At 61.3% G+C, this 22,925-nt stretch carries 18 protein-coding genes; 13 read left to right on the top strand and 5 right to left on the bottom strand.

Features of this window, described 5'->3' with window-relative positions; all coding sequences use genetic code 11:
- Window positions 1–76: 76 nt before the first annotated feature.
- Together J5M57_RS11020 and J5M57_RS11015 are read right to left on the bottom strand one after the other, a co-directional pair.
- The gene (locus J5M57_RS11020) at window positions 77–520 is read right to left on the bottom strand and encodes a GNAT family N-acetyltransferase (RefSeq protein ID WP_169841560.1); all 444 of its coding nucleotides are present in this window, start codon (window positions 518–520) and stop codon (window positions 77–79) included.
- Window positions 520–1,278, bottom strand: a complete 759-nt coding sequence (locus J5M57_RS11015) for a carbon-nitrogen hydrolase family protein (protein WP_207848534.1) — start codon at window positions 1,276–1,278, stop codon at window positions 520–522. The genes J5M57_RS11020 and J5M57_RS11015 overlap by 1 nt, the downstream gene beginning before the upstream one ends.
- Window positions 1,279–1,898: 620 nt before the next feature.
- Between J5M57_RS11015 and J5M57_RS11010 the strand changes: the two genes are divergently transcribed.
- Window positions 1,899–2,963, top strand: a complete 1,065-nt coding sequence (locus J5M57_RS11010) for a 3-deoxy-7-phosphoheptulonate synthase (RefSeq protein ID WP_207848535.1) — start codon at window positions 1,899–1,901, stop codon at window positions 2,961–2,963.
- A gap of 72 nt (window positions 2,964–3,035) precedes the next feature.
- On the opposite strand, the gene J5M57_RS11005 is transcribed toward J5M57_RS11010, so the two are convergent.
- Window positions 3,036–4,205: a hypothetical protein gene (locus J5M57_RS11005; RefSeq protein WP_207848536.1), complete on the bottom strand. Its 1,170-nt coding sequence runs from the start codon at window positions 4,203–4,205 to the stop codon at window positions 3,036–3,038.
- A 337-nt stretch (window positions 4,206–4,542) separates the two neighbouring features.
- On the opposite strand from J5M57_RS11005, the gene J5M57_RS11000 reads away from it, so the two are divergent.
- The 10 genes from J5M57_RS11000 (at window position 4,543) to J5M57_RS10955 (ending at window position 17,607) form a co-directional block, all read left to right on the top strand.
- Window positions 4,543–5,412, top strand: a complete 870-nt coding sequence (locus tag J5M57_RS11000; protein ID WP_207848537.1) for a triacylglycerol lipase — start codon at window positions 4,543–4,545, stop codon at window positions 5,410–5,412.
- 96 nt (window positions 5,413–5,508) lie between these two features.
- On the top strand, window positions 5,509–5,790 hold the full coding sequence (locus J5M57_RS10995) for a peptidylprolyl isomerase (RefSeq protein WP_007912303.1): 282 nt from the start codon (window positions 5,509–5,511) through the stop codon (window positions 5,788–5,790).
- Between the two features lie 135 nt (window positions 5,791–5,925).
- A complete protein-coding gene (locus J5M57_RS10990; RefSeq protein WP_207848538.1) occupies window positions 5,926–7,794 on the top strand; it encodes an extracellular solute-binding protein in 1,869 nt (622 codons plus the stop codon).
- On the top strand, window positions 7,794–8,855 hold the full coding sequence (locus J5M57_RS10985) for a microcin C ABC transporter permease YejB (RefSeq protein WP_064587713.1): 1,062 nt from the start codon (window positions 7,794–7,796) through the stop codon (window positions 8,853–8,855). Before J5M57_RS10990 ends, J5M57_RS10985 begins: the two co-directional genes overlap by 1 nt.
- Window positions 8,855–9,877, top strand: a complete 1,023-nt coding sequence (locus J5M57_RS10980) for an ABC transporter permease (protein ID WP_207848539.1) — start codon at window positions 8,855–8,857, stop codon at window positions 9,875–9,877. The genes J5M57_RS10985 and J5M57_RS10980 overlap by 1 nt, the downstream gene beginning before the upstream one ends.
- A 9-nt stretch (window positions 9,878–9,886) precedes the next feature.
- Complete coding sequence (locus tag J5M57_RS10975) at window positions 9,887–11,461, top strand: ABC transporter ATP-binding protein (protein ID WP_207848540.1); 1,575 nt, start codon at window positions 9,887–9,889, stop codon at window positions 11,459–11,461.
- A gap of 141 nt (window positions 11,462–11,602) precedes the next feature.
- Window positions 11,603–13,021 carry a sigma 54-interacting transcriptional regulator gene (locus J5M57_RS10970; RefSeq protein WP_207848541.1) on the top strand — a complete coding sequence of 473 codons (1,419 nt, stop codon included), beginning with the start codon at window positions 11,603–11,605 and terminating at the stop codon, window positions 13,019–13,021.
- A 275-nt stretch (window positions 13,022–13,296) separates the two neighbouring features.
- The gene (locus J5M57_RS10965; protein ID WP_064587717.1) at window positions 13,297–14,688 is read left to right on the top strand and encodes a GntP family permease; all 1,392 of its coding nucleotides are present in this window, start codon (window positions 13,297–13,299) and stop codon (window positions 14,686–14,688) included.
- A 7-nt stretch (window positions 14,689–14,695) separates the two neighbouring features.
- The gene (gene hbdH, locus J5M57_RS10960) at window positions 14,696–15,469 is read left to right on the top strand and encodes a 3-hydroxybutyrate dehydrogenase (RefSeq protein ID WP_027612662.1); all 774 of its coding nucleotides are present in this window, start codon (window positions 14,696–14,698) and stop codon (window positions 15,467–15,469) included.
- Window positions 15,470–15,651: 182 nt separating this feature from the next.
- Window positions 15,652–17,607, top strand: coding sequence for an acetoacetate--CoA ligase (locus J5M57_RS10955; RefSeq protein ID WP_207848542.1), 1,956 nt, complete (start codon window positions 15,652–15,654; stop codon window positions 17,605–17,607).
- 47 nt (window positions 17,608–17,654) lie between these two features.
- On the opposite strand, the gene J5M57_RS10950 is transcribed toward J5M57_RS10955, so the two are convergent.
- On the bottom strand, window positions 17,655–18,767 hold the full coding sequence (locus J5M57_RS10950; protein WP_064587720.1) for a PilT/PilU family type 4a pilus ATPase: 1,113 nt from the start codon (window positions 18,765–18,767) through the stop codon (window positions 17,655–17,657).
- A 133-nt stretch (window positions 18,768–18,900) separates the two neighbouring features.
- On the opposite strand from J5M57_RS10950, the gene J5M57_RS10945 reads away from it, so the two are divergent.
- A complete protein-coding gene (locus J5M57_RS10945; RefSeq protein WP_207848543.1) occupies window positions 18,901–21,450 on the top strand; it encodes a PAS domain S-box protein in 2,550 nt (849 codons plus the stop codon).
- A gap of 39 nt (window positions 21,451–21,489) precedes the next feature.
- Complete coding sequence (locus J5M57_RS10940; protein ID WP_003225447.1) at window positions 21,490–21,765, top strand: peptidylprolyl isomerase; 276 nt, start codon at window positions 21,490–21,492, stop codon at window positions 21,763–21,765.
- Between the two features lie 123 nt (window positions 21,766–21,888).
- Here J5M57_RS10940 and J5M57_RS10935 read toward each other — a convergent pair whose 3' ends face one another.
- Window positions 21,889–22,824, bottom strand: a complete 936-nt coding sequence (locus tag J5M57_RS10935) for a sugar kinase (protein ID WP_207848544.1) — start codon at window positions 22,822–22,824, stop codon at window positions 21,889–21,891.
- Between the last annotated feature and the right edge of the window lie 101 nt (window positions 22,825–22,925).

The raw sequence follows: 22,925 nt of genomic DNA, 5'->3' as shown, positions 1-22,925 counted from the left end.
AGTGCCCGACAGACCTAGCGGCAAGCGTCATTTAAAAAGTTTCAATTCATCATCGAGGGCTTGCCAGCCGTGGGTTTCAGAGCACAGGTGTACTGAAATCGAGCTGCATCCTCAGGAAACACTCGTCCTCGCCGCACACCTGCAAGCCTTTTCTCTTATACAGATATTGCGCCGGATTATTTTTGAATACGGTCAGGCGCAACGCCGGGCGTCCTTCTGCGCGAACCATGGCGATAACCTGATCAATCGCCCAGGATCCTGCGCCCTGCCGGTGAAAATCTTCAGCAACTTGCAGCTCGCGAATGTACAACGCCTGACGATCACGACTGAGGCTGAAAAAGCCCACGGTGACGTCATCCAGCAAAATCAGCCAGTTGTCACGTCCGGTCCAACCAACATCGAACGCTTCGTCCTGCCATAGCAGATCGTGGTCAATGTAATAGCGCAGCATGTTCCGACACGCCAGCGCTCGGGCAAACTCCAGATCATCAGGTTCCGCGCGCCGCAAACAGTACGCCATCACTCCACCGCCACGGAAACCACCCGTCCTTGCCATTCGCCGGCATCACGCCGCGCTATCACCAACAGTTCGCCCGGCCCCGGCGCAGCCACCACCAGCGAGCCGTTTTCAGACCAGATTGCGCTACGCCCGGCCGACTGCCACCCGCCCGTAAGCCCGGCATGGTTGGCCATCAGCACCGCCATCGAGTGTTTTTCGGCGTACCCCTGCAGCAGCGCGCTGTCCGCGTTATAGCCGCTTTCTCCGATCAGCACCCCTGCCGCATACAGGTTGGCACCATGGCCGGCGGCGGTTGCTGCGTGGCTGGCGTGGGAAAAATCAGCGCAGACAGCCAGTGCCACGCTGTCACTGCCTACACGCAGAAACGAGCCACCGGAACCGGGTGCAAAGCAACGCTCTTCACCGGTGTGCAAATGTTGTTTGCTGTAGACCTCAAGAGAGCCGTCCCCGCCTAACGTCAAAGCACCGATCAGCGCCTGCGAACCCTCTTTCAGACGAATCGGCATGCCGACGACAGCGTTGATACCCAACTCTTGAGCCCGTTCGCGCAAGGGTTGCAGCACCGCGTCCTGCGGGTCGATCGCCATGTCAGCGGCCAACTGGCCTTCGTAGCCCGTCAGGGACAGCTCGGGGAACACCAAAAGCTCCACCCCCTGCTCCGCCGCCACGGTCATGAAACGCAAATGAGCGGCAATGTTCGCGGCCAGATCACCAGCAATGGAAAACGACTGTGCTGCAGCGACAGTGAGCGTTGACATGATTCCTCCTTGTGGCCTCTGACAAAACACCCAGTGTGTCACAACGCCTGTGGCACTCAAGCGATAGGTAACGCGCTGAATGAGCGATAGCATTTTCTGATTGCTCAGGCCTACGAGCCTCTAGTAAGCTCGGCGCATTCATCGGAGACAGACCATGTTCAACGCCCTCTCACAGTTTCGTTCCGCCAGCGCCCTGCGCTCGGTTGCGGCTGCCCGGGTGAATGGCGTCTGCGCTCCAGCCAGCTTTTATTTTGGGTATTGGTTTAGCCACTGGCGCGCCTGATACCCACCGGCGCCCATGAAAACGGGTCGCCTACCAGAGAATTCTCAACCCCCGGTCGGCCTCCCGACCGGGGGTTTTGTTTTTTCAGGCCCAACATTTTTTACAGCAACACACCAGACACTTTGAGGAATCACGAAATGAACTACGCCACTTATTACCGTTACGACAGTTTTACCGCCTGGCGATTTACCAGCCCCCGCTCGGGACAGCCTGCCGCCTCCGATCGGTCACCCACAGGTGGCAAGCACATACACGCAGCCAATACGGCCAATTGTCGAACACCCCAGTAGGGCCGAGTGAGCGGGAAGCACCCGCCGCCAGCCCAGGAATCCCGAATATGAACTCGTCTGTTTCTGCTCTGCCACTGTCCACCCTCAATTCTGCCAACGAAGCACTGACCCTGCGTCTGCCCAGCTCGTTGCAGCTCAAACAGCAATTGCCCCTGAGCAATGCCCTCGCCCAGCAAGTCGCTGCCCACCGCCAGGCGGTCCGCGCGATTCTCAACGGCGAAGACCATCGCCTGCTGGTTGTTGTCGGTCCCTGCTCGATTCACGACCCGCGCTCTGCGCTCGAATACGCCGAAAAGCTTTCCCGACTGGCACGTGATGTCAGCGACGAAATGCTCCTGGTCATGCGCGCCTACGTCGAAAAACCACGTACCACTGTCGGCTGGAAAGGCCTCGCCTACGATCCGCATCTGGACGGCAGCGATGACATGGCCAGCGGTCTGACCCTGTCCCGCGAACTGATGCTCGAGATGATCCGTCTGGGCCTGCCCATCGCCACCGAGCTGCTGCAGCCCATGGCTGCCGGCTATTTCGACGACCTGCTGAGCTGGGTCGCCATCGGCGCACGCACCACCGAATCGCAGATCCACCGGGAAATGGCCAGCGGCCTGAACATGCCCGTGGGGTTCAAGAACGGCACGGACGGTGGTGTTAGCGTAGCCGTCGACGCCATGCGTTCGGCAGCGCACCCGCATCGTCACTTCGGCGTCGACAGCCAAGGGCACCCGGCGATTATTCAGACCCCGGGGAACCCCGACACACATCTGGTACTGCGCGGTGGCCACAAGGGTCCGAACTACGATAGCGAGAGCGTGGCCCGGGTGCATGCTGACTTGACCCGCTTGAAGATTCCGAGCCGGATCATGGTCGACTGCAGTCACGCCAACAGCGGCAAGGATCCCCTGCGTCAACCCGAGGTGTTCAACGAAGTGCTCGAGCAACGCCTACAGGGTGATCGCTCCCTGATCGGCATGATGATCGAGTCCCATCTGTTCGAGGGTTGCCAGCCGCTAAACCCAGCTTTGCGTTATGGCGTATCGATCACCGATGGTTGCCTGGGATTCAGTGCGACGGAACAGTTACTGTCGAGTGCAGCTGCACGTCTGCGGACCTGATCATCACCAGCCTTTGCGGGATGCCTGAACTTCCCGCAAAGGCTGATTCGCCGTTCAGACTGCAAAACGGCGTCAGGCTCGCACGCGAATGCGGGCAACGCAGGAGACCTGGCTGACGTCATCCAGCCGCTCCACCTGGTACGACACCTGGACCACGGTTTCACGATGCTCTTGCCAGAACCGGTAAGGCACGATGAAGACCAGTGGCTGACCAGCGGTTTCCCGGGTGATATCGCGATCATCGCGATGACTGAAATATTCCCCGTCGCATTTGAGATACACCAACTCGCCCTCCTCAGCCTGGGCATTGCTGATCACCACGGTCACACCATCCACGGTGTCCGCTGCGTCCAGTTCGCCGTCCGGCGCCTCCAGCACCTGCGGTGCCGCCAGATCGCCGCGAATCAACGGCGCGATCAGGATTTTCGCCGTTGCCGAGCGTCTCACCGGCGCATCCATTGACTCGACCTGATAGCTGACCATCACCTCTTGTTGGGAATAGGGAACGATGCGCTCAGCGTTTATCCAGAAGGACAGTGCTTCGCCGACAGCAAACGGCTCAACGATCAACGCGTCAGTGAACGTCGGTTCCGCGCCTTGCCAGGACAGGATGACCCGGTCCCCGGCAGCCATCCGCGCATAGGGTCGCACAGTGACACTTGTGCCGTGCGGAACACGATCGGGATCAAGTGTGCCGCCCACCGTCTCTTCAATGAACGGTGCAAGCAGCTCGGGGGCGGGATCGCCCACATTCAGTTGCAAGCGACTGGATGGCACTGGTTCCGACAGGCAGACACTGTAGAGCGTCCAGTAAAGCTCCAGCGAACCGCGCTCCAGTGCCGCGACGTGCGCGCCCTTGATGACGAAGACGATGTCCTGACCGATCTGTGCTTCGGTGACAGAGCGCGAAACGTCATGACGATAAGGCAATCCTTCGGCATCTAGCCCGTGCCAGCTCAGCACCACCTTGTCACCGCACAGCATGTCAGGGTAAGGCGCCACCCTGACATACGCATGGCTCAGATTGGGGTCGAGCATCGCTTCATCCAATACCTCCAGCATCGGAGCGGGCAGTCTCAACGCTGAAGATGGCCTCGGCGAGAGCGCTGGCCGGTAGCTGAATTCAAGGCTTTCACCCGCCACCTTCACATGCAGATGGCCGCCGTCGGCGACATTCGAAAGTGGGGCAGCATTTTCCATCGGTATTGCAGAGGTGCTGGCAGTGACTTCGTTAATAGACATTCGCGGCTCCATTCCTTGGAAAAAACGCCGCCATCGAGGCAGCGTCGAACGAAGCCCATTGAACACCATCAAGCGCCTGAACGAAGTCAGCTCAGAGCCTTGCGAACCGAGGGCAAACACACCGCAGAGCGTAGGCATCCGGCAGCAAATATGAAAAAACGGGACAAAAGATTGCCAAATGTTCCGACTACCCCCTCAAGCAGAACTGAAAAATCGCACAGTTTTTAGTCCAGATTCCTCGCAATTCCGCGGATTTTTCAGACATCGCCAGCCCGCAGCCGTGTTTTACAGTGGCACGCATCAACCACCGACAAGCATCTGCAAAAGAGGCAGGAACATGCAACGGAATGCGACAACGCGCCACCCCATCCTTTTAGTCCATGGCCTGTTCGGGTTTGACCGCATCGGTCGTTTCGAGCTTTTTCATGATGTCAAGCAAGCACTGCGTGAGGCAGGCGGCCAAGTGTTTGTGCCGCAGCTGTCGGCAACCCATGACAATGAAGTGCGCGGCCAGCAGTTGATGCTGCAAATCGAGCGCGTGTTGCAAGGTACCGGCGCCAGCAAGGTCAACCTGATCGGGCATAGCCAAGGCGCGCTGGCCTGCCGTTATGCCGCGGCGCTGGCACCGGAACACGTCGCCTCGGTCACGTCGGTCAGCGGCCCCAATCACGGTTCGGAGCTTGCCGATGCCTTACGCATGGCACTGATTCCGGGGCGTCTGCCTGAGCAACTGGCAGAACTGCTCGCAACCCAATTCGCCGACCTGCTGTCACTGCTCAGCGGTCAACCCAGGCTGCCGCAGCAAGCCGTCGCAGCGCTTAACGCCCTTACCACCGTCGGCGTCGGCCAATTCAACAACAAGTACCCTCAAGGCCTGCCTTTGACCTGGGGCGGTCAGGGTGCGGAACAGGTCAATGGCGTTCATTACTATTCCTGGAGCGGCACCCTGCAAGACGATCTGATGCAACCACTTGATCCGGTGCATGCGGTGTGCCGGGGATTGTCGGGACATTTTGTCGTGGAGGCCGGGCAGAATGATGGTTTCGTCGGTCGCTACAGCTCGCACCTGGGCACGGTGATCCGCTCCGACTACCCCTTCGACCATCTCGCCAGCCTGCGGCGCCCCGGCGGGCTGCGAAAACTCGCTGATGATCCCGTCGAACTCTATGTCGAGCACGCCATGCGTCTGAAGGCCGCGCAGTTGTAAGCGCAGGCCAACGCACCGAGCGGAACTTTGCCGAGAAATCGCTTACTGAATCCGGTAGGCTCCACACTTTACTGAAATAGATTGGAGAGTTTCCCCATGGCTAAAGCCACTGCCCGCCACATCCTGGTTTCCAGCGAAGACAAGTGCAACGAACTCAAGGCCCAGATCGAAGGCGGTGCTGATTTCGCCGAAGTCGCCAAGGCCAACTCCACCTGCCCGTCCAGCCGTCAGGGCGGTGATCTGGGTTCGTTCGGTCCTGGCCAGATGGTCAAGGAATTCGACACCGTGGTCTTCAGCGCGCCGATCAACGTCGTGCAAGGTCCGGTGAAGACCCAGTTCGGTTATCACCTGCTCGAAGTCACCAGCCGCCAGGACTGATCCGTCGCCTGGTTGCTGCCCCAACGGCCCGCCTTTTGGTGGGCCGTTGTGTTTTGGTTACAGGATACGGCTGGCGACTGACGCGCCGCTCGCGTACAAATTGCGCTTATCGATCACCCGGCTTTAAGGCTGAAAATGCGACTGGCTTTCCCTTCTCTGCTGTTCACTGCCGTGGCCCTGCTGTTGGGTGCCGCTGGTGTGGACGCCACCCCGCAACACGCGTTGACCGTCTATGGTGAACCTGCCAAATACCCGGCCGGCTTCAGCCACTTCGACTACACCAATCCGCAGGCGCCCAAGGGCGGCACAATGCGCCGCTCGGCGATAGAAATCGGTCATTTCGATCACATCCTGCCTTATATAGACAAAGGCATCGGCGTCACACAGATCGACGGCATGCTCTATTCGCCGCTGGCCCAGCGTTCGATGGACGAGCCCTACACGGTCTACGGTCTGGTGGCGCAGAAGATGGAACGCTCGGAGGACGGGCTGTCGCTGCGCTTCTTCATCAATCCCAAGGCGCGTTTCGCCAACGGCCAGCCGATCACTGCCGAAGACGTGCGCTATACCTACGATTTGTTGATGACCCAAGGCAGCCTGCGTTATCGCACGCAGTTCGCCGACGTCAAAGGCGTGGAAGTGGAAGCGCCGCTGACTGTGCGCTTCGACTTCAAAAGCAACGAGAACCGCACCTTGCCGCTGGACATCGCCACCCTGCCGGTGTTTCCCGAGCATTGGTGGAAAACCCGCGACTTCGCGGGTGGGGGCGGCTATGAACCGCCATTGGGCAGCGGCCCGTACCGGGTCGGCAAGGTCGACTCCGGGCGCAGCATCACCTTCGAGCGCAATCCCGACTGGTGGGGCAAGGACCTGCCAGTCAGCCGCGGCCTGTACAACTTCGATCACTTCAGCATCGAGTATTTCGGCGACACCGACGTCGCGCGCCAAGTGCTGCGTGGCGGTGCCTATGATTACAATCGCGAGTTTTCTGCGACCGGCTACTCGATTGGCTATGACAGCCCGGCGCTGAGTGACGGCCGCCTGCAAAAGGCCCACCTTGCCACCGAAGCCCCGCAATCGGCCCAGGGCTTCGTGTTCAATCTGCAAAAGCCGATGTTCCAGGATCGCCGGGTGCGCCAGGCGCTGGCGATGCTCTGGGATTTCGAGTGGAGCAACCGGCAGATGATGCGCAACATGTACATCCGCCAGCAGAGCTACTTCTCCAATTCCGCACTGGCAGCCCGCGAACTGCCGGATGCCGCAGAGCTGAGGATCCTTGAGCCGCTGCGCGGGCAGATTCCCGATGAAGTCTTCACTCGGGTCTTCGAGGCGCCGAAAACCGACGGCAGCGGCTTGATCCGCGATAAACAGCTGCAAGCGCTGGCATTGCTTGAACAGGCTGGCTGGAAACCCGATGGCGACCAACTGGTCAACGCCGAGGGCGAGCCCTTGAGCTTCACCTTTCTGGTCAGCCAGAACGGCATGGACCGCCTGCTCCTGCCTTACAAGCGTACGCTGAAGCAGATCGGCATCGACCTCAATATCCGCCGCATCGATTCTTCGCAATACGTCAACCGCCTGATGAGCCGCGACTACGACATGATCGTCACCGGTTATCCGGTCACCACGTCCCCGGGTGGTGAACTGCTCAATTACTTCGGTTCGATTTCCGCCAACGATCCCGGCGCCAACAACTATATGGTGCTGAAGAATCCGGCGGTCGACACCTTGATCAACGGCCTGATCCGCGCCTCGACCCAGAGCGACATGCTGCACTACGCCCATGCGCTGGACCGGGTGCTGCAGTGGAACTACTACTGGATTCCCAATTATTACCCGCCGGGCACCTCCACCGTCTGGTGGAACCGCTTCGGCATGCCGGCGATACAGGCGAGCAATGATGAAGCGATCGAGAGCTGGTGGGAGATCAGCAGCACCCCGCTGACCAACCAGCAGATGACCGCCGAAAAGATCAGCCGTGGCAGACCCGGAGGACCGCACTGATGTGGGCATACATTCTGCGGCGCCTGCTGCTGATCATTCCGACGCTGGTGATCATCCTGCTGGTCAATTTCGTGATCATTCAGGCAGCACCCGGCGGCCCGGTCGAACAGGCCATCGCGCATCTGCAGGGGATTGGCGGCGCCAGTGTCGGCGGCGGTTCCAGCGAAACCATGAGCAGCACCTCACGTGCCAGCCGAGGCCTCGATCCGCAACTGATCAAGGACATCGAAAAGCAGTACGGTTTCGACAAACCGGCGCACGAACGCCTGTGGCTGATGCTCAAGAACTACGCGCAGCTGGACTTCGGCAAAAGCTTCTTCCGCGGCGCCACGGTCACCGACCTGATCCTGGAAAAAATGCCGGTGACCATCTCCCTGGGTCTGTGGGCGACGCTGATCACCTATCTGGTGTCGATCCCGTTGGGCATTCGCAAGGCGGTGCATCACGGCAGCCATTTCGACATCTGGAGCAGCACCGCGATCATCATCGGCTACGCGATGCCGGCGTTTCTGTTTGCGATGTTTCTGATCGTGGTATTTGCCGGCGGCACCTCACTGAACTGGTTCCCGGTGCGCGGGCTGGTCTCCGACAACTTCGAATCACTGTCGACCCTGGGCAAGATCGCCGATTACTTCTGGCACCTGGTGTTGCCGGTGACCGCACTGGTGATTGGCGGTTTCGCCACGCTGACGATTCTCACCAAGAACTCGTTCCTCAATGAAATCACCCGCCAGTATGTGGTGACTGCCCGTGCCAAAGGCCTGAGCGAACGCCGCGTGCTCTACGGTCACGTCTTCCGCAATGCAATGCTGCTGGTGGTGTCGGGGATTCCGCAGGCGTTCATCAGCGTGTTCTTTGCCGGCTCGCTGCTGATCGAAGTGATCTTCTCCCTCGACGGTCTCGGTCGCATGAGTTACGAAGCGGCGGTTTCCCGGGACTATCCGGTGGTGTTCGGGTCGCTGTTCATCTTTACCCTGTTTGGCCTCTTGATAAAACTGATCGGCGACCTGTGCTACACCCTGGTCGATCCACGCATCGACTTCGCCGCGAGGAACGCCTGATGTTCAAGCTCTCGCCTCTGGGCCGTCGCCGTTTTGCGCGCTTCAAGAAAAACCGCCGTGGCTGGTGGTCGCTATGGCTGTTCATCGGACTGTTCATCGTGACGCTGGGCGGTGAACTGATCGCCAACGACAAACCGCTGGTCGTCAGCTATCAGGGCCAGTTCTATTTCCCGGTGTTCAAGCGTTACACCGAGCAGGAATTTGGCGGACAACTGCCGTTCCAGGCCGATTATCGCAGTGACTATGTGCAGAACCTGATCCGCAAGGACGGCGGCTGGCTGCTGTTCCCGCCGATCCCGTTCAGCGACGACACACCTAACTACGACCTCAACCAACCGGCCCCGAGCCCACCATCAAAGGTCAACTGGCTGGGCACGGACGATCAGGCCCGTGACGTGTTGGCACGGGTGATTTTCGGCGCCAGGGTGTCGATCCTGTTTGCCTTGATGCTGACCGCCATCAGCGCCCTGATCGGCATTGCCGCCGGCGCCCTGCAAGGCTATTACGGCGGCTGGGTCGATCTGCTCGGACAGCGTCTGCTGGAAGTCTGGAGCGGGTTGCCGGTGTTGTACCTGCTGATCATCCTGTCTGGTTTCGTCGAGCCGAATTTCTGGTGGCTGCTGGGCATCATGGCGCTGTTTTCGTGGCTGGCGCTGGTGGATGTGGTGCGCGCCGAGTTCCTGCGCGGGCGCAATCTGGAATACGTCAAGGCGGCGCGAGCCCTCGGCCTGAGTGACCGCAAGGTGATTGTCCGACACATCCTGCCCAATGCGATGAACGCGACGTTGAGTTACTTGCCGTTCATTCTGACCGGGGCCATTTCCACCCTCACCGCCCTCGACTTCCTCGGTTTCGGCATGCCCGCCGGCAGTGCCTCGCTGGGCGAATTGATCGGCCAGGGCAAGCAGAACCTGCAAGCGCCGTGGCTCGGGCTGACGGCATTCTTTACCCTGGCGTTGATTCTTTCCTTGCTGGTGTTCATTGGCGAAGCGTTACGCGACGCGTTCGATCCACGATCCTGAAGTGCGACCATGACTGATAACCTGATCGAAATCCGTGACCTCAATGTCGCCTTCCATGGCCAGCCAGCGGTGCGCAACCTGTGCCTGGACATCCGCCCCGGCGAATGCCTGGCCCTGGTGGGCGAGTCGGGCTCGGGCAAATCGGTGACCGCGCATTCGATCCTGCAATTGCTCCCGCAAGGTGATGCGCAAACCAGCGGCAGCATTCGCTATCGCGGTCAGGAGCTGGTCGGCGCCGATCCGAAGGTGCTGCGCGAACTGCGCGGCAATCGCATCGCGATGATCTTCCAGGAGCCGATGACCTCGCTCAACCCTCTGCACACTATCGAAAAGCAGATCGGCGAAACCCTGCTGGTGCATCGCGGCCTGGGCGGTAAAGCGGCGCAACAGCGGATTCTCGAACTGCTGGAACTGGTGGGCATTCAGAAACCCACAGAGCGCCTCAAGGCATACCCGCACCAACTGTCCGGCGGGCAACGGCAACGGGTGATGATCGCCATGGCTCTGGCCTGCGAACCGGAGCTACTGATTGCCGACGAGCCGACCACCGCGCTCGACGTGACGGTGCAGCGCAAGATCCTGCTGCTGCTCAAATCCTTGCAGCAGCGTCTGGGCATGTCGCTGCTGCTGATCAGCCACGATCTCAATCTGGTGCGCAGCATTGCGCAACGGGTGTGCGTGATGAAGGCTGGCGAAATCGTCGAGCAGGCGCCGTGCGAAACCCTGTTCACCGAGCCGAAGCACCCTTACAGCTGCGTGCTGCTCAACGCCGAACCGGAGGGCGAAGCATTGCCCCGGGACGAGCGTGAGAACGTGTTGGAAGTCGATGACCTGCGAGTCGAATTCGTCGTCGGTGGCGGGCTGTTCGAGCGCAAACAATACCTGCGGGCGGTGGACGGCATCAGCCTGAATATCCAGCGCGGCAAAACCCTGGGCATTGTCGGCGAATCCGGCTCGGGCAAATCGACCTTGGGCCAGGCGATTCTGCGGCTGCTCGACTCCGAGGGCAGTATCCGCTTTCAGGGCGCCGCCCTCGACGGCCTCGACCAGAAGCAGTTGCGACCGTGGCGCCGGCAGATGCAGGTGGTGTTTCAAGACCCGTTCGGCAGCCTCAGCCCACGGATGTCGGTGGCGCAGATCATCAGCGAAGGGCTGGAGGTGCACTGTCAGTCCAGCGCCGAAGAGTGCGATGAACAGGTGATCCGCGTGCTCAAGGAAGTCGGTCTCGACCCCGACAGTCGTCACCGTTACCCGCACGAGTTTTCCGGCGGCCAGCGCCAGCGCATCGCCATCGCCCGGGCACTGGTGCTGAAACCGGCGCTGATCCTGCTCGACGAGCCGACCTCGGCCCTCGACCGTACCGTGCAGAAACAAGTGGTCGCCCTGCTCCGCGACCTGCAGGAAAAACACGGTTTGACCTATCTGTTCATCAGCCACGACCTGGCAGTGGTGCGGGCGCTGGCCCACGACATGATCGTGATCAAGGACGGCAAGGTGGTCGAGCGCGGCGCCAGCCATGAGGTATTCGATTCGCCGCAGCATCCTTACACCAAAGAGCTGTTGGCGGCGGCACATCCGGGGTAGGCATAATCTGGCGCATGCCTTGATACCGAGTCACATCTATCGCGAGCAGGCTCACTCCTACAGTGGAACGCATTTCAAATGCAGGAGTGAGCCTGCTCGCGATGGCGTCGCCACAGCCGAAACACATTCAGGATCTGTCAGATGAACAGCACCGAAAGCCTCAAGGACTACCAACGCGTTCGCACGCTGGCGATCCGCTCGCTGTTCGAGATCATCGAGCAGTCCAGCGAAGGCACGGTGATTGTTGACCGGGATGCCAATATCGTCTGGATGAATGAGCGATATGCCCGGCGTTTTGGTCTTGAGTCGGCGAAAAAAGCCATCGGCCAACCCTGCGAAAGCGTGATCCCCGGCAGTTTGCTACGCGAAGTGGTACGCACCGGCCGGCCGATCCTGCTGGACATGCAGGACACGCCGAAAGAGCCGCTGGTGGTGATGCGCCTGCCGATCCATGACGACGCTGGGGCAGTGATCGGCGCTATCGGTTTTGCCCTGTTCGATGAATTGCGCACGCTGTCGCCGATGCTCAAGCGCTACCTGAGCATGCAGGAAGAGCTGGCCTCGACCCGTTCCCTGCTTCGGGCCCGGCAGACCAAATACAATTTCGCCCATTTCATCGGCACCAGCACCGCCAGCCTTGAAGTCAAACGCCGCGCCCGGCGCAGTGCCAGCACCGACTCGCCGGTGCTGCTGCTCGGCGAGACCGGCACCGGCAAGGAGCTGCTGGCCCAGGCAATTCACGGCGCCTCGCCTCGCGCCCATAAAGCCTTCGTCAGCATCAACAGTGCAGCGATTCCCGAAGCGTTGCTTGAGGCGGAATTTTTCGGCACTGCACCCGGGGCGTTTACCGGCGCTGACCGCAAGGGTCGCAGCGGCAAGTTGCAGATCGCCCAGGGCGGCACGCTGTTTCTCGACGAGATTGGCGACATGCCGCTCCCGCTACAAAGCAAACTGCTGCGGGTATTGCAGGAAAAGGAATTCGAACCGGTCGGCTCCAACGATGTGATTCAAAGCGATGTGCGGGTGATCGCGGCGACATCGACTGATCTGCAAGCCGCGATAAAGCGCGGCGAGTTCCGCGCCGACCTGTATTACCGCCTCAACGTACTGCCGATCCATGTTCCGCCGCTGCGTGAACGCCTCGATGATTTGCCGGCGCTCAGCGAAGCGATCCTTGAAGAGCTGCGTAGTCAGCATGAACTGAGCCGCGCGGCGCTGGATCTGCTCGGCCAGCACGCCTGGCCGGGGAACATCCGTGAGTTGCGCAACGTGCTGGAACGGGCGGCACTGCTCAGTGACGACCTGATCCTCACCGAAGAGGATATTCGCAGTTCCATCGGCACGTTTACCCCGGTTGAACGCCCGTCGGCAGCACCGGCGCTGGAGACTTTGGCCGACGAGACATTCGCCCAGGCGCGCCAGCGGTTCGACCGGCAACTGATCCAGTCCGCCCTCGCGCAATGCGCGGGCAAGGTGCCAGAGGCGGCGGCTCGCCTGGGGTTGGGTCGGTCGACGCTGTACAAAAAAATGTTGGCCTTGGGCATCGCTGAGTCTCAATAGAGAGATTCAAATCTCGATTATGAGATTAAAAGCATCGCGAGCAGGCTCACTCCTACATTTGATCGGTTTGTTCCGCAACTTGTAGGAGTGAGCCTGCTCGCGATGGCGCCGCATCGGCCGCTACAATCTCAAAACAGAGACAAATTTTTCAAATACATCTTCAGAAAAACAATAAACCCTTATATTTCAACAACTTGAATATCTGGCACAGATCTCGCTAACGCCTCTCCTACACCCGCAACACCCACAAAAATAACAATCCCTGGAGACACTCCATGAGTGTGATCATTGCCTTGGCCGCCCTCGCGCTGCTGATGCTCGCCGCGTACCGTGGCTACAGCGTTATCCTCTTCGCCCCGATCGCCGCGCTCGGCGCTGTTCTGCTCACCGATCCTTCTGCCGTCGCCCCCGCCTTTACCGGGGTGTTCATGGAAAAAATGGTCGGCTTCATCAAACTGTATTTCCCGGTATTCCTGCTCGGCGCCGTGTTCGGCAAGTTGATCGAGTTGTCGGGGTTCTCCCGTTCGATCGTTGCGGCGGCGATTCGCCTGCTTGGCACCCGCCAGGCGATGCTGGTGATCGTGCTGGTCTGCGCCCTGCTTACCTACGGCGGCGTGTCGCTGTTCGTGGTGGTGTTTGCGGTGTATCCGTTTGCCGCGGAGATGTTCCGCCAGAGCAACATTCCCAAGCGGCTGATTCCGGCGACCATTGCCCTCGGCGCGTTCTCGTTCACCATGGACGCCCTGCCCGGCACCCCGCAGATTCAGAACATCATCCCCAGCACCTTTTTCAACACCACCGCGTGGGCGGCGCCGTGGCTGGGCGTGATCGGTACGATTTTCGTGTTCTGCGCCGGCATGCTGTTCCTGCAGCGCCAGCGCAACAAGGCCCAGCGCGCCGGCGAAGGTTATGGCACCGAGTTGCGTAACGAACCGGAAACGGCTGAGGACCTCAAGTTGCCGAACCCGTGGATCGCCCTGTCGCCGCTGCTGGCAGTGGGCATCATGAACCTGCTGTTCACCCAGTGGATTCCGCAGTGGTACGGCAAGACTCACAGCCTCGCGCTGCCGGGGATGGCCACGCCGGTGACCACGGAAATCGCCAAACTCACCGCGATCTGGGCGGTGCAAGCGGCCTTGCTGATCGGCATCCTGATGGTACTGGCGTTCGGCTTTAAAGCGATCCGCAGCAAACTCGCCGAGGGCAGCAAAAGCGCGGTCAGCGGCGCGTTGCTGGCGGCGATGAACACCGCTTCCGAATACGGTTTCGGCGCGGTGATCGCCTCGTTGCCGGGTTTCCTGGTGCTGGCCGACTGGCTCAAGCAAATTCCCAATCCACTGGTCAACGAAGCGATCACGGTCACCCTGCTGGCCGGGATTACCGGTTCGGCGTCGGGCGGCATGAGCATCGCGCTGGCGGCGATGTCCGAGCAGTTCATTGCCGCGGCGCATGCGGCGAACATTCCGCTGGAAGTGCTGCACCGCGTGGCCGCGATGGCCAGCGGCGGCATGGATACGCTGCCGCACAACGGCGCGGTGATCACCTTGCTGGCGGTCACCGGCCTGACCCACCGCGAAGCCTACAAAGACATTTTCTGTATTACGCTGATCAAGACCCTGGCGGTCTTCGTCGTGATCGGCACTTTCTACGCCACTGGCATTGTGTGAGGTATTCATGACCACTCTTTCCGGCAAGACCGCACTGGTTACCGGTTCCACCAGCGGCATCGGCCTGGGCATCGCCCTGAGCCTGGCCAAGGCCGGCGCCAACCTGATTCTCAACGGTTTCGGCGATGCCTCGAGCGTGATCGCCGAAGTCGGCCAGTTCGGGGGCAAGGTCGGCCATCACCCGGCCGACGTCAGCGATCCGGCACAGATTGCCGAGATGATCGCTTACGCCGAGCGCGAATTCGGTGGTGTCGACATTCTGGTCAACAACGCCGGGATTCAGCACGTGGCCGCGGTGGAGGAGTTTCCGGTAGAGCGCTGGGACTCGATCATCGCGATCAACCTGTCGTCGGTGTTTCACAGCACCCGCCTGAGCCTGCCGGGAATGCGCGCCAAGGGCTGGGGGCGGATCGTCAATATTGCCTCGGTGCACGGCCAAGTGGGATCGACCGGCAAAGCCGCGTATGTCGCGGCCAAGCACGGGGTGATCGGTTTGACCAAAGTGGTCGGACTGGAAACGGCCACCAGCAACGTCACCTGCAACGCCATCTGCCCGGGCTGGGTGCTGACGCCGCTGGTGCAGAAACAGATCGACGACCGGGCAGCCAAGGGCGTCGACCCTCAACAGGCGCAGCATGATCTGCTCGCCGAAAAACAGCCGTCGCTGGAATTCGTCACGCCGCAGCATCTGGGGGAACTGGTGCTGTTCTTGTGCAGCGAAGCTGGGAGCCAGGTGCGCGGGGCGGCGTGGAATATTGATGGGGGGTGGTTGGCGCAGTAATGCTGCGCCGATTTTGCCGAGCAAACCGCTGTGGCGAGGGAGCTTGCTCCCGCTGGGTGGCGAAGCCGCCCCCCGGCCAGTGACGACTGCTGCGCAGCCGATCGGGAGCAAGCTCCCTCGCCACAGAAGCAAGTGCTGCACCCAGGTCTATGTGCTTGACCAATACAACAAGAGGCAACCCAATGTCCGACATCCTCTGGCAACCCGACGCCGAGCGTATCGCCCAATCGCGCATGGACCAGTTCCGCCGCGCGATCAATCAGCGGCATGGCCTGGCCCTGAGCAGCTACAGCGACCTGCACCGCTGGAGCGTCGAACAACGCGAGGCGTTCTGGCAGGCCATCGTCGACTTTTTCGATATCTGCTTTCACACCCGGCCCGACGCCGTCCTGCGTAAAGGCGCGCAAATGCCCAGCGCCGAGTGGTTTCCCGGCGCGACCCTGAACTTCGCCGAACACCTGCTGCGCCGCCGCGACGATGCCGTAGCGGTGATCGCCGTGGCGGAAAACGGTCAGCGCGAACAACTGACCTGGGCCGAACTGGCCGAGCAGGTCGGCGGTTTTCAGGCCAGCCTGCAAGCCGCCGGTGTCGGCCTCGGCGACCGCGTGGCCGCCTGCATGCCCAACACCTGGCAGACCCTGGTGGCGATGCTCGCGACCACCAGCCTCGGCGCGATCTGGTCGTGCTCGTCGCCCGACTTCGGCACCCACGGCGTCATAGACCGTTTCGGCCAGATCGAACCCAAGGCGCTGATCACCTGCGCCGGCTACCGTTACGCCGGCAAAGACATCGACCAGACCACCAAGGTCAACGAAATCCTCGCGCAACTGCCGTCGCTGCAACAGTTGATCATCGTGCCCTACGCCCGCCCGCAGGCCCGTGCCGAGGACTATCACACCCGCGCCAACGTCACGTTGTGGGACGATTTCTACCAACCCGGCAGCGCACCGCATTTCGTCCCGGTGCCGTTCAATCATCCGCTGTACGTGCTGTATTCCAGCGGCACCACCGGCGTGCCGAAATGCATTGTGCACAGCACCGGCGGCGTGCTGTTGCAGCATGCCAAGGAGCACGGTCTGCACGTCGATCTCGGCCCCGGTGACCGGTTGTTTTACTACACCACCTGCGGCTGGATGATGTGGAACTGGCTGGTCTCGGCCCTCGCGGTCGGCAGCGCGGTGGTGCTGTATGACGGTTCGCCGTTTCATCTGGATAACCAACGCCTGCTCGACTTGATCGACGATGAGCGCATCAGCGTGTTCGGCACCAGCCCCAAGTTTCTCGCGACACTGGAAAGCAGCGGCATCAAGCCTGCTCAAAGCCATGACCTGAGCAGCCTGAAGACCTTGCTCTGTACCGGTTCCGCGCTGTCGCCGCAGAGCTACGACTTCGTCTACCGCGACTTCAAGCGCGATGTGTGCCTGGCGTCGATGTCGGGCGGCACCGATGTGGTGTCGTGCTTCGTCAACGGCAACCCGATGTCAGCGGTGCGTCGCGGCGAAATCATGGGCAAGAGCCTGGGCATGGCGGTAGAGGTGTGGAATGACGCGGGCGTCGCCGTGGTTGGCGAGAAAGGTGAACTGGTCTGCACCCTGCACTTCCCGGCGATGCCCATCGGGCTTTGGCACGATGAGGATGGCGAAAAGCTGCGCAAATCCTATTTCAGCCTGTTCCCCGGGGTCTGGGCCCAAGGCGATTACGCCGAACAATTGCCCCACGGCGCGATGCTGATTCACGGCCGCTCCGACGCCGTGCTCAACCCCGGCGGCGTGCGTATCGGCACCGCGGAAATCTATCGTCAGGTGGAGAAAGTCCCGCAGGTGCTGGACAGCGTCGCCATCGGGCAGCAATGGCAGGACGATGTGCGTGTGGTGCTGTTCGTGCGTTTGCAGGAGGGCATGGCGCTGGATGAAACCCTGCAACAGCAGATCCGCCAAGTGATCCGCGCCAACACCACCCCGCGTCATGTGCCGGCGAAGATCGTTGCCGTCACCGACATTCCACGCACCATCAGCGGCAAAGTGGTCGAACTCGCCGTGCGCAATGTGGTGCACGGTGAGCCGGTGAAAAACACCGATGCATTGGCCAATCCTGAGGCATTGGAGCAGTTTCGCAATCGCCCGGAGCTGTCGGACTGACCGCCAATCCCTTGTGGGAGCGAGCCTGCTCCCACAGGGCTGAAGCGTCAGTCCATCAAGCCCCAGTCGCCCGATGATGGAGGTTGAGGCGTTGGCGCCGCTTCGGCATGCAGCTTCAGACGCAGGCGCAGATTGTTTTGTGAATCGGCATGCTTGAGCGCCTCGTCTTCGCTGATCACCCCCTCCACCACCAGCGCGTACAGCGCCGCATCGAAGGTCTGCATGCCGACCTCGGCAGACTTGTCCATGATGGCCTTGAGTTCGCCCAGCTCGTTGCGGCGGATCAGGTCGGCGATGGTCGGTGTGCCCAGCATCACTTCGACCGCCGCCCGCCGCTGACCGTCCAGCGTGCGCACCAGCCGTTGCGAGACAAACGCCTTGAGATTGTTGCCCAGCGCATGCAGCAGCTGCGGGCGGCGCTCTTCAGGGAACAGATTGACGATTCGGTCCAGCGCCTGATTGGCGTTGTGCGCGTGCAGGGTCGACAGCACCAGATGCCCGGTATCGGCGAACGTCAGGGCATGCTCCATGGTTTCGCGGTCGCGGATTTCGCCGATCAACACCACGTCCGGGGCCTGGCGCAGGGTGTTCTTCAGCGCGGCCTGGAAACTGCGGGTATCGACGCCGACCTCACGCTGATTGATGATCGAACGCTTGTGGCGATGGATATACTCCACCGGATCTTCGATGGTGATGATGTGCCCGCTGCTGTGCCGGTTGCGGTGATCGATCAGCGCGGCCAGCGAGGTGGATTTGCCGGAATCGGTGGCGCCGACGAACAGGATCAACCCCTGTTTGAGCATCACCGTTTCCAGCAGCACCGGCGGCAGTTTGAGGTCTTCGAAGCGCGGGATATCAAGTTTGACGTTACGGATCACAATCGACACGTCGTTGCGTTGCTTGAAGATGTTCACCCGAAAGCGCCCGATGCCGGTGCGTGAAATCGCCAGGTTCATTTCCAGATCCCGATCGAACTCGCGCCGCTGCTCGGCGTCCATCAGGGAGTGGGCGATGGCCTGGACTTCACCGGGCTTGAACGGTCGCTCGCTGAACGGCGTCAGCACCCCGTCGATGCGCGCACTCGGTGGCGCGCCCGTGGACAGAAACAGGTCGGAGCCGTGCTGGCTCGACAGGCGGATCAACAGTGCATCGATTTCCATGGCAAAAAGCACCCGCGAAGCCTTCAATGAACAGAAATGACCCAGTGTCGTGACGTAACGGGCCATACAGCGTCTACCGCAAGTGCAAGAATAGTCGACGCCGCCGCACTGACCGACGCTCAGGATAGATGTGATGAACGCAGCTCCCACCCCCGATGATGCCCAAGCCTTGATCGCCCGCACCGACTGGAGTCGGACTCCGCTGGGCGCCGCTGGCACCTGGCCGCAAAGCCTGCGCACCGCGGTGGACATTGTGATTCACTCGCCGATGCCGATGCTGCTGTTGTGGGGGCCGCAACTCACGCAGATCTATAACAATGGCTTTGCGATGCTGGCCGGAAGCAAGCATCCGCACGCTTTCGGACAGCCGGCGCACCTTATATGGCCGGAACTTGAAGAGTTTACCGACCCGATTTATCGAGCCGTCCTACAAGGCCAGGTGCGCACCTACAGCGAACGCCGATTTACCCTGCAGCGCGACGGCAAGGAATCCGACTTCTGGCTGGACCTGACCTACAGCCCTATCCGTGACGAGAACGCGCACGTGGCGGGCATTCTGGTAACGGCCATCGAAACCAACGAACGCCGGCGCATTGCCCTCGAGCTGCAACGCCGCTCCGAAGAAAGCCTCGAGTCCCAGCGCAACACCGAAGAGCGCCTGCAACTGGCACTGGCCGCGACCGATGCGGTCGGCACCTGGGACTGGGACATCGGCGAAGACCGCTTCATCGCCGACGCCCATTTCGCGCAACTGCACGGCGTCGACCCGGCATTGGCCAGCCAGTTGCCGATCAGCGATTACCTGCAAGGCGTGCATCCCGAAGATCGCGCCCTGATCGCCCGCAGCATCAAGCACTGCATCACCCATGGCACCGAATACGCCGAGGAATATCGCCTGCTGCGCGCCGATGGCGAACTGCGCTGGGTGTTTGCCCGGGGGCGCTGCTATAAGGATCACCACGGTCGGCCGGTGCGCTTTCTGGGCGCGGCGCTGGACCTGACCGAGCGCAAACACACCGAGCAGGCGCTGCGTCAAAGCCAGACCGAATTGCAACTGATCATCAACGCCATGCCGATCCTCATCAGTTACGTCGACCATGAGGAACGCTTCCGCCTGAACAACGCGGCCTACCTGGACTGGTACGGCCTCACGCCGCAGGAACTGTATGGCCGGACCATTCGCGAAGTGATCGGCGAAGAAGCCTACTTCCTGCGCTTGCCGTACATCGCCGAAGCGCTGGCCGGGCGGCCCTGCTCCTTCAGCCTGTACACCCAGCACCGCGATGGCAGCAACCGCCACGCACTGATGAATTACCTGCCGCGCCACGGTGCCGATGGCGCGGTCAACGGTTTCTACATTTTCGTGATCGACGAGAGCGAACGGAAAAAGACCGAAGAAGCCCTGCGCAATCTCAACGAAACGCTTGAGGAACGGGTCAGCGCCCGCACCGAACAACTGGCCCAGGCCAATCAGCGCCTGCAGAACGAAATGTTCGAACGCGAGCGCGCCGAAGATGCGCTGCGCCATGCACAGAAGATGGAAGCCGTCGGCCAGCTCACCGGCGGCATTGCCCACGACTTCAACAACATGCTCACCGGGATCATCGGCAGCCTCGACCTGATGCAGCGCTACATCGCCGATGGCCGCTCGCATGAAATCGGGCGTTTTACCGAAGCGGCGGTGTCATCGGCCAATCGGGCCGCCGCGCTGACCCATCGCCTGCTGGCGTTCTCGCGTCGGCAGTCGCTGGACCGCAAGACCCTCGACGTCAACGAGCTGATTCATTCGCTGGAGGACTTGATCCGCCGCACCAAGGGCGATCCGATCCGCCTCACCCTGCGTCTGGCCGAGGATGTGTGGCCGATCAGCACCGACGTCAGCCAGTTGGAAAACGCCCTGCTCAACCTGGTGATCAATGCCCGGGATGCGATGCCCAACGGCGGCGAACTGCTGATCGAAACCCGCAACGTCTACCTCGACGGCAACGACATCACCACCCTCGAACCGGTCAAGGCCGGCGACTACTTGATGCTGGCGGTCAGCGACAATGGCAGCGGCATGACCCCGTCGGTGCGCGCCAAGGCGTTCGATCCGTTCTTCACCACCAAACCGATCGGCCAGGGCACCGGCCTGGGGCTGTCGATGATTTATGGTTTCGCCCAGCAGTCCGGCGGCCATGTCAGCCTCGACAGCCTGCCGGATCAGGGCACCTGCGTGCGCCTGTACCTGCCGCGCCTGAACCTGATGGAGCCGGAGCGGCCAGTCGTCGAAACCGTCAGCGCCGCGCCGACGGCCACCTGTGGCGAAACCGTGGTGGTGGTCGAAGATGACCCGGCCGTGCGCATGCTGGTCCTCGACCTGCTCAAGGAACTGGGTTACCTCGCCCACGAAGCCGCCGACGCCAGCGCCGCCCTGCCGCTGCTGGAGTCGGAGCTGCGCGTGGACCTGCTGGTGACCGACGTCGGCCTGCCGGGCATGAATGGCCGGCAACTGGCGGAGATCGCCCGTCAGCATCGACCGGGGCTGAAAGTGCTGTTCATGACCGGTTATGCGCAGAAAGCCGCCGAGCGCCAAGGTTTTCTCGAGGATGGCATGGACATGGTCGCCAAGCCGTTTTCGGTTGATGAGCTGGCGAATAAGATCCGCACGATGATCAACCAGACGCCGTCACTTGAGGCATAATCCCGCGCCCCGCCGTCACCCCGTTACAGGTATCGCACGATGAAAGCCCAAGCCCGCCACATTCTGGTGAAAACCGCCGAAGAGGCCGAACAGCTCAAACAACGCATTGCCAAGGGCGAAGCGTTTGATGTGCTGGCGAAGAAATACTCGACCTGCCCGTCCGGCAAACGTGGCGGCGACTTGGGTGAAGTGCGGCCGGGGCAGATGGTCGGCGCGATTGATGCGGTGATCTTCAAGAAGCCGTTGCGTACGGTGCACGGGCCGATCAAGAGCAAGTTCGGTTATCACCTGGTGCAAGTGTTTTTCCGCGACTGAAGGCTTTGCTTTCGGGCGTTTGTGGCGAGGGAGCTTGCTCCCGCTGGGTGGCGGAGCCGCCCCAATAAGGCTTGCGCCTGCTGCGCAGTCGAGCGGGAGCAAGCTCCCTCGCCACAAGAACACTCATTCTTTCGGAATCAATGCCCCCGGCACTTGAATCACCTTGCTCGCCAGCAAATGCCCAGCCTCCGCCGCCTCTGCGGGACTGCCCCCCAGCAACCGCCTCGCCAGATACGCCGCACTGAACGAATCACCCGCCGCCGTGGTGTCCACGACCTTGTCGACCTGCTGCGCCGGCACTTCGAACGCCTCGCCATCACAGCGAATCAGGCACGCCTCGGCGCCGCGCTTGAGCACCACTTCCGGCGTGCCGATCTGCGCATACGCCTCGAATACCGCCTCGCAGTCAGCAAAATGGAACAACGCCTGCTCGTCCTCCACCGTCAGCAACGCCAGATCAACATACGGCAACACGCTGCGATACGCCGCCCGGGCCTCTTCCTGTGACGCCCACAAACGCGGTCGATAGTTGTTGTCGAAGACGATCCGCGCATCACGCTGTCGGGCTTCGATCAACGTCTGGATCAAGCGCTCGCGGCCCTTGACGCCCAGCACCGCGAGGGTGATGCCGCTGAAATACACCACGTCGTAATCGGCCAGCGCCGCCAGAATCGGCTCGGCCGCCGGGGTGGTGAAGCAATCGCGCACGGCCGCTTCATTGCGCCAGTAGAGGAAACGCCGCTCGCCGTTGGCATCGGTCTGAATGCAGTACAGGCCCGGCAAACGACCGGGCAGACGCTGCACTAACTCGAGGCCAATGCCTTCTTCGGCCCAGCTCTGGCACATGGCGTCGCTGAAACTGTCATCGCCGAGCGCGGTGACGTAATCGACCTGCGCTTGATCGCCGAGGGCGCGGGACAGATAGACCGCGGTGTTCAACGTGTCGCCACCGAAGCTTTGCTGCAGGCTGCCGTCTGCACGGTGCTGGAGTTCGATCATGCACTCGCCGATCAGGGCGATGCGCGGGGTGTTCGGGCCCAGGGGGCTGAGGGTGGTCATCGGGTGTGTCTCTGCTGATTCGCTGGTGTTTGAGCGGCCCTCATCGCGAGCAGGCTCACTCCTACAGGGGAACGCGTTTCAACTGTAGGAGTGAGCCTGCT

The organism is Pseudomonas sp. 86_A, assembly GCF_017491705.1.
GTDB classification, from domain to species: Bacteria; Pseudomonadota; Gammaproteobacteria; order Pseudomonadales; family Pseudomonadaceae; genus Aquipseudomonas; species Aquipseudomonas koreensis.
This window is presented reverse-complemented; position numbering and strand designations above follow the sequence as displayed.

Bases quoted from the DNA above. Each gene is read 5' to 3' on its own strand.
- J5M57_RS10990 (WP_207848538.1), top strand. From the start codon at position 5,926: ATGCGACTGGCTTTCCCTTCTCTGCTGTTCACTGCCGTGGCCCTGCTG.
- J5M57_RS10995 (WP_007912303.1), top strand. From the start codon at position 5,509: ATGGCTAAAGCCACTGCCCGCCACATCCTGGTTTCCAGCGAAGACAAG.
- J5M57_RS10985 (WP_064587713.1), top strand. From the start codon at position 7,794: ATGTGGGCATACATTCTGCGGCGCCTGCTGCTGATCATTCCGACGCTG.
- J5M57_RS11015 (WP_207848534.1), bottom strand. From the start codon at position 1,278: ATGTCAACGCTCACTGTCGCTGCAGCACAGTCGTTTTCCATTGCTGGT.
- J5M57_RS11020 (WP_169841560.1), bottom strand. From the start codon at position 520: ATGGCGTACTGTTTGCGGCGCGCGGAACCTGATGATCTGGAGTTTGCC.
- J5M57_RS11010 (WP_207848535.1), top strand. From the start codon at position 1,899: ATGAACTCGTCTGTTTCTGCTCTGCCACTGTCCACCCTCAATTCTGCC.
- J5M57_RS10940 (WP_003225447.1), top strand. From the start codon at position 21,490: ATGAAAGCCCAAGCCCGCCACATTCTGGTGAAAACCGCCGAAGAGGCC.
- J5M57_RS10950 (WP_064587720.1), bottom strand. From the start codon at position 18,767: ATGGAAATCGATGCACTGTTGATCCGCCTGTCGAGCCAGCACGGCTCC.
- J5M57_RS10935 (WP_207848544.1), bottom strand. From the start codon at position 22,824: ATGACCACCCTCAGCCCCCTGGGCCCGAACACCCCGCGCATCGCCCTG.
- J5M57_RS11005 (WP_207848536.1), bottom strand. From the start codon at position 4,205: ATGTCTATTAACGAAGTCACTGCCAGCACCTCTGCAATACCGATGGAA.
- J5M57_RS10945 (WP_207848543.1), top strand. From the start codon at position 18,901: ATGAACGCAGCTCCCACCCCCGATGATGCCCAAGCCTTGATCGCCCGC.
- J5M57_RS11000 (WP_207848537.1), top strand. From the start codon at position 4,543: ATGCAACGGAATGCGACAACGCGCCACCCCATCCTTTTAGTCCATGGC.
- J5M57_RS10980 (WP_207848539.1), top strand. From the start codon at position 8,855: ATGTTCAAGCTCTCGCCTCTGGGCCGTCGCCGTTTTGCGCGCTTCAAG.
- J5M57_RS10970 (WP_207848541.1), top strand. From the start codon at position 11,603: ATGAACAGCACCGAAAGCCTCAAGGACTACCAACGCGTTCGCACGCTG.
- J5M57_RS10955 (WP_207848542.1), top strand. From the start codon at position 15,652: ATGTCCGACATCCTCTGGCAACCCGACGCCGAGCGTATCGCCCAATCG.
- hbdH (WP_027612662.1), top strand. From the start codon at position 14,696: ATGACCACTCTTTCCGGCAAGACCGCACTGGTTACCGGTTCCACCAGC.
- J5M57_RS10965 (WP_064587717.1), top strand. From the start codon at position 13,297: ATGAGTGTGATCATTGCCTTGGCCGCCCTCGCGCTGCTGATGCTCGCC.
- J5M57_RS10975 (WP_207848540.1), top strand. From the start codon at position 9,887: ATGACTGATAACCTGATCGAAATCCGTGACCTCAATGTCGCCTTCCAT.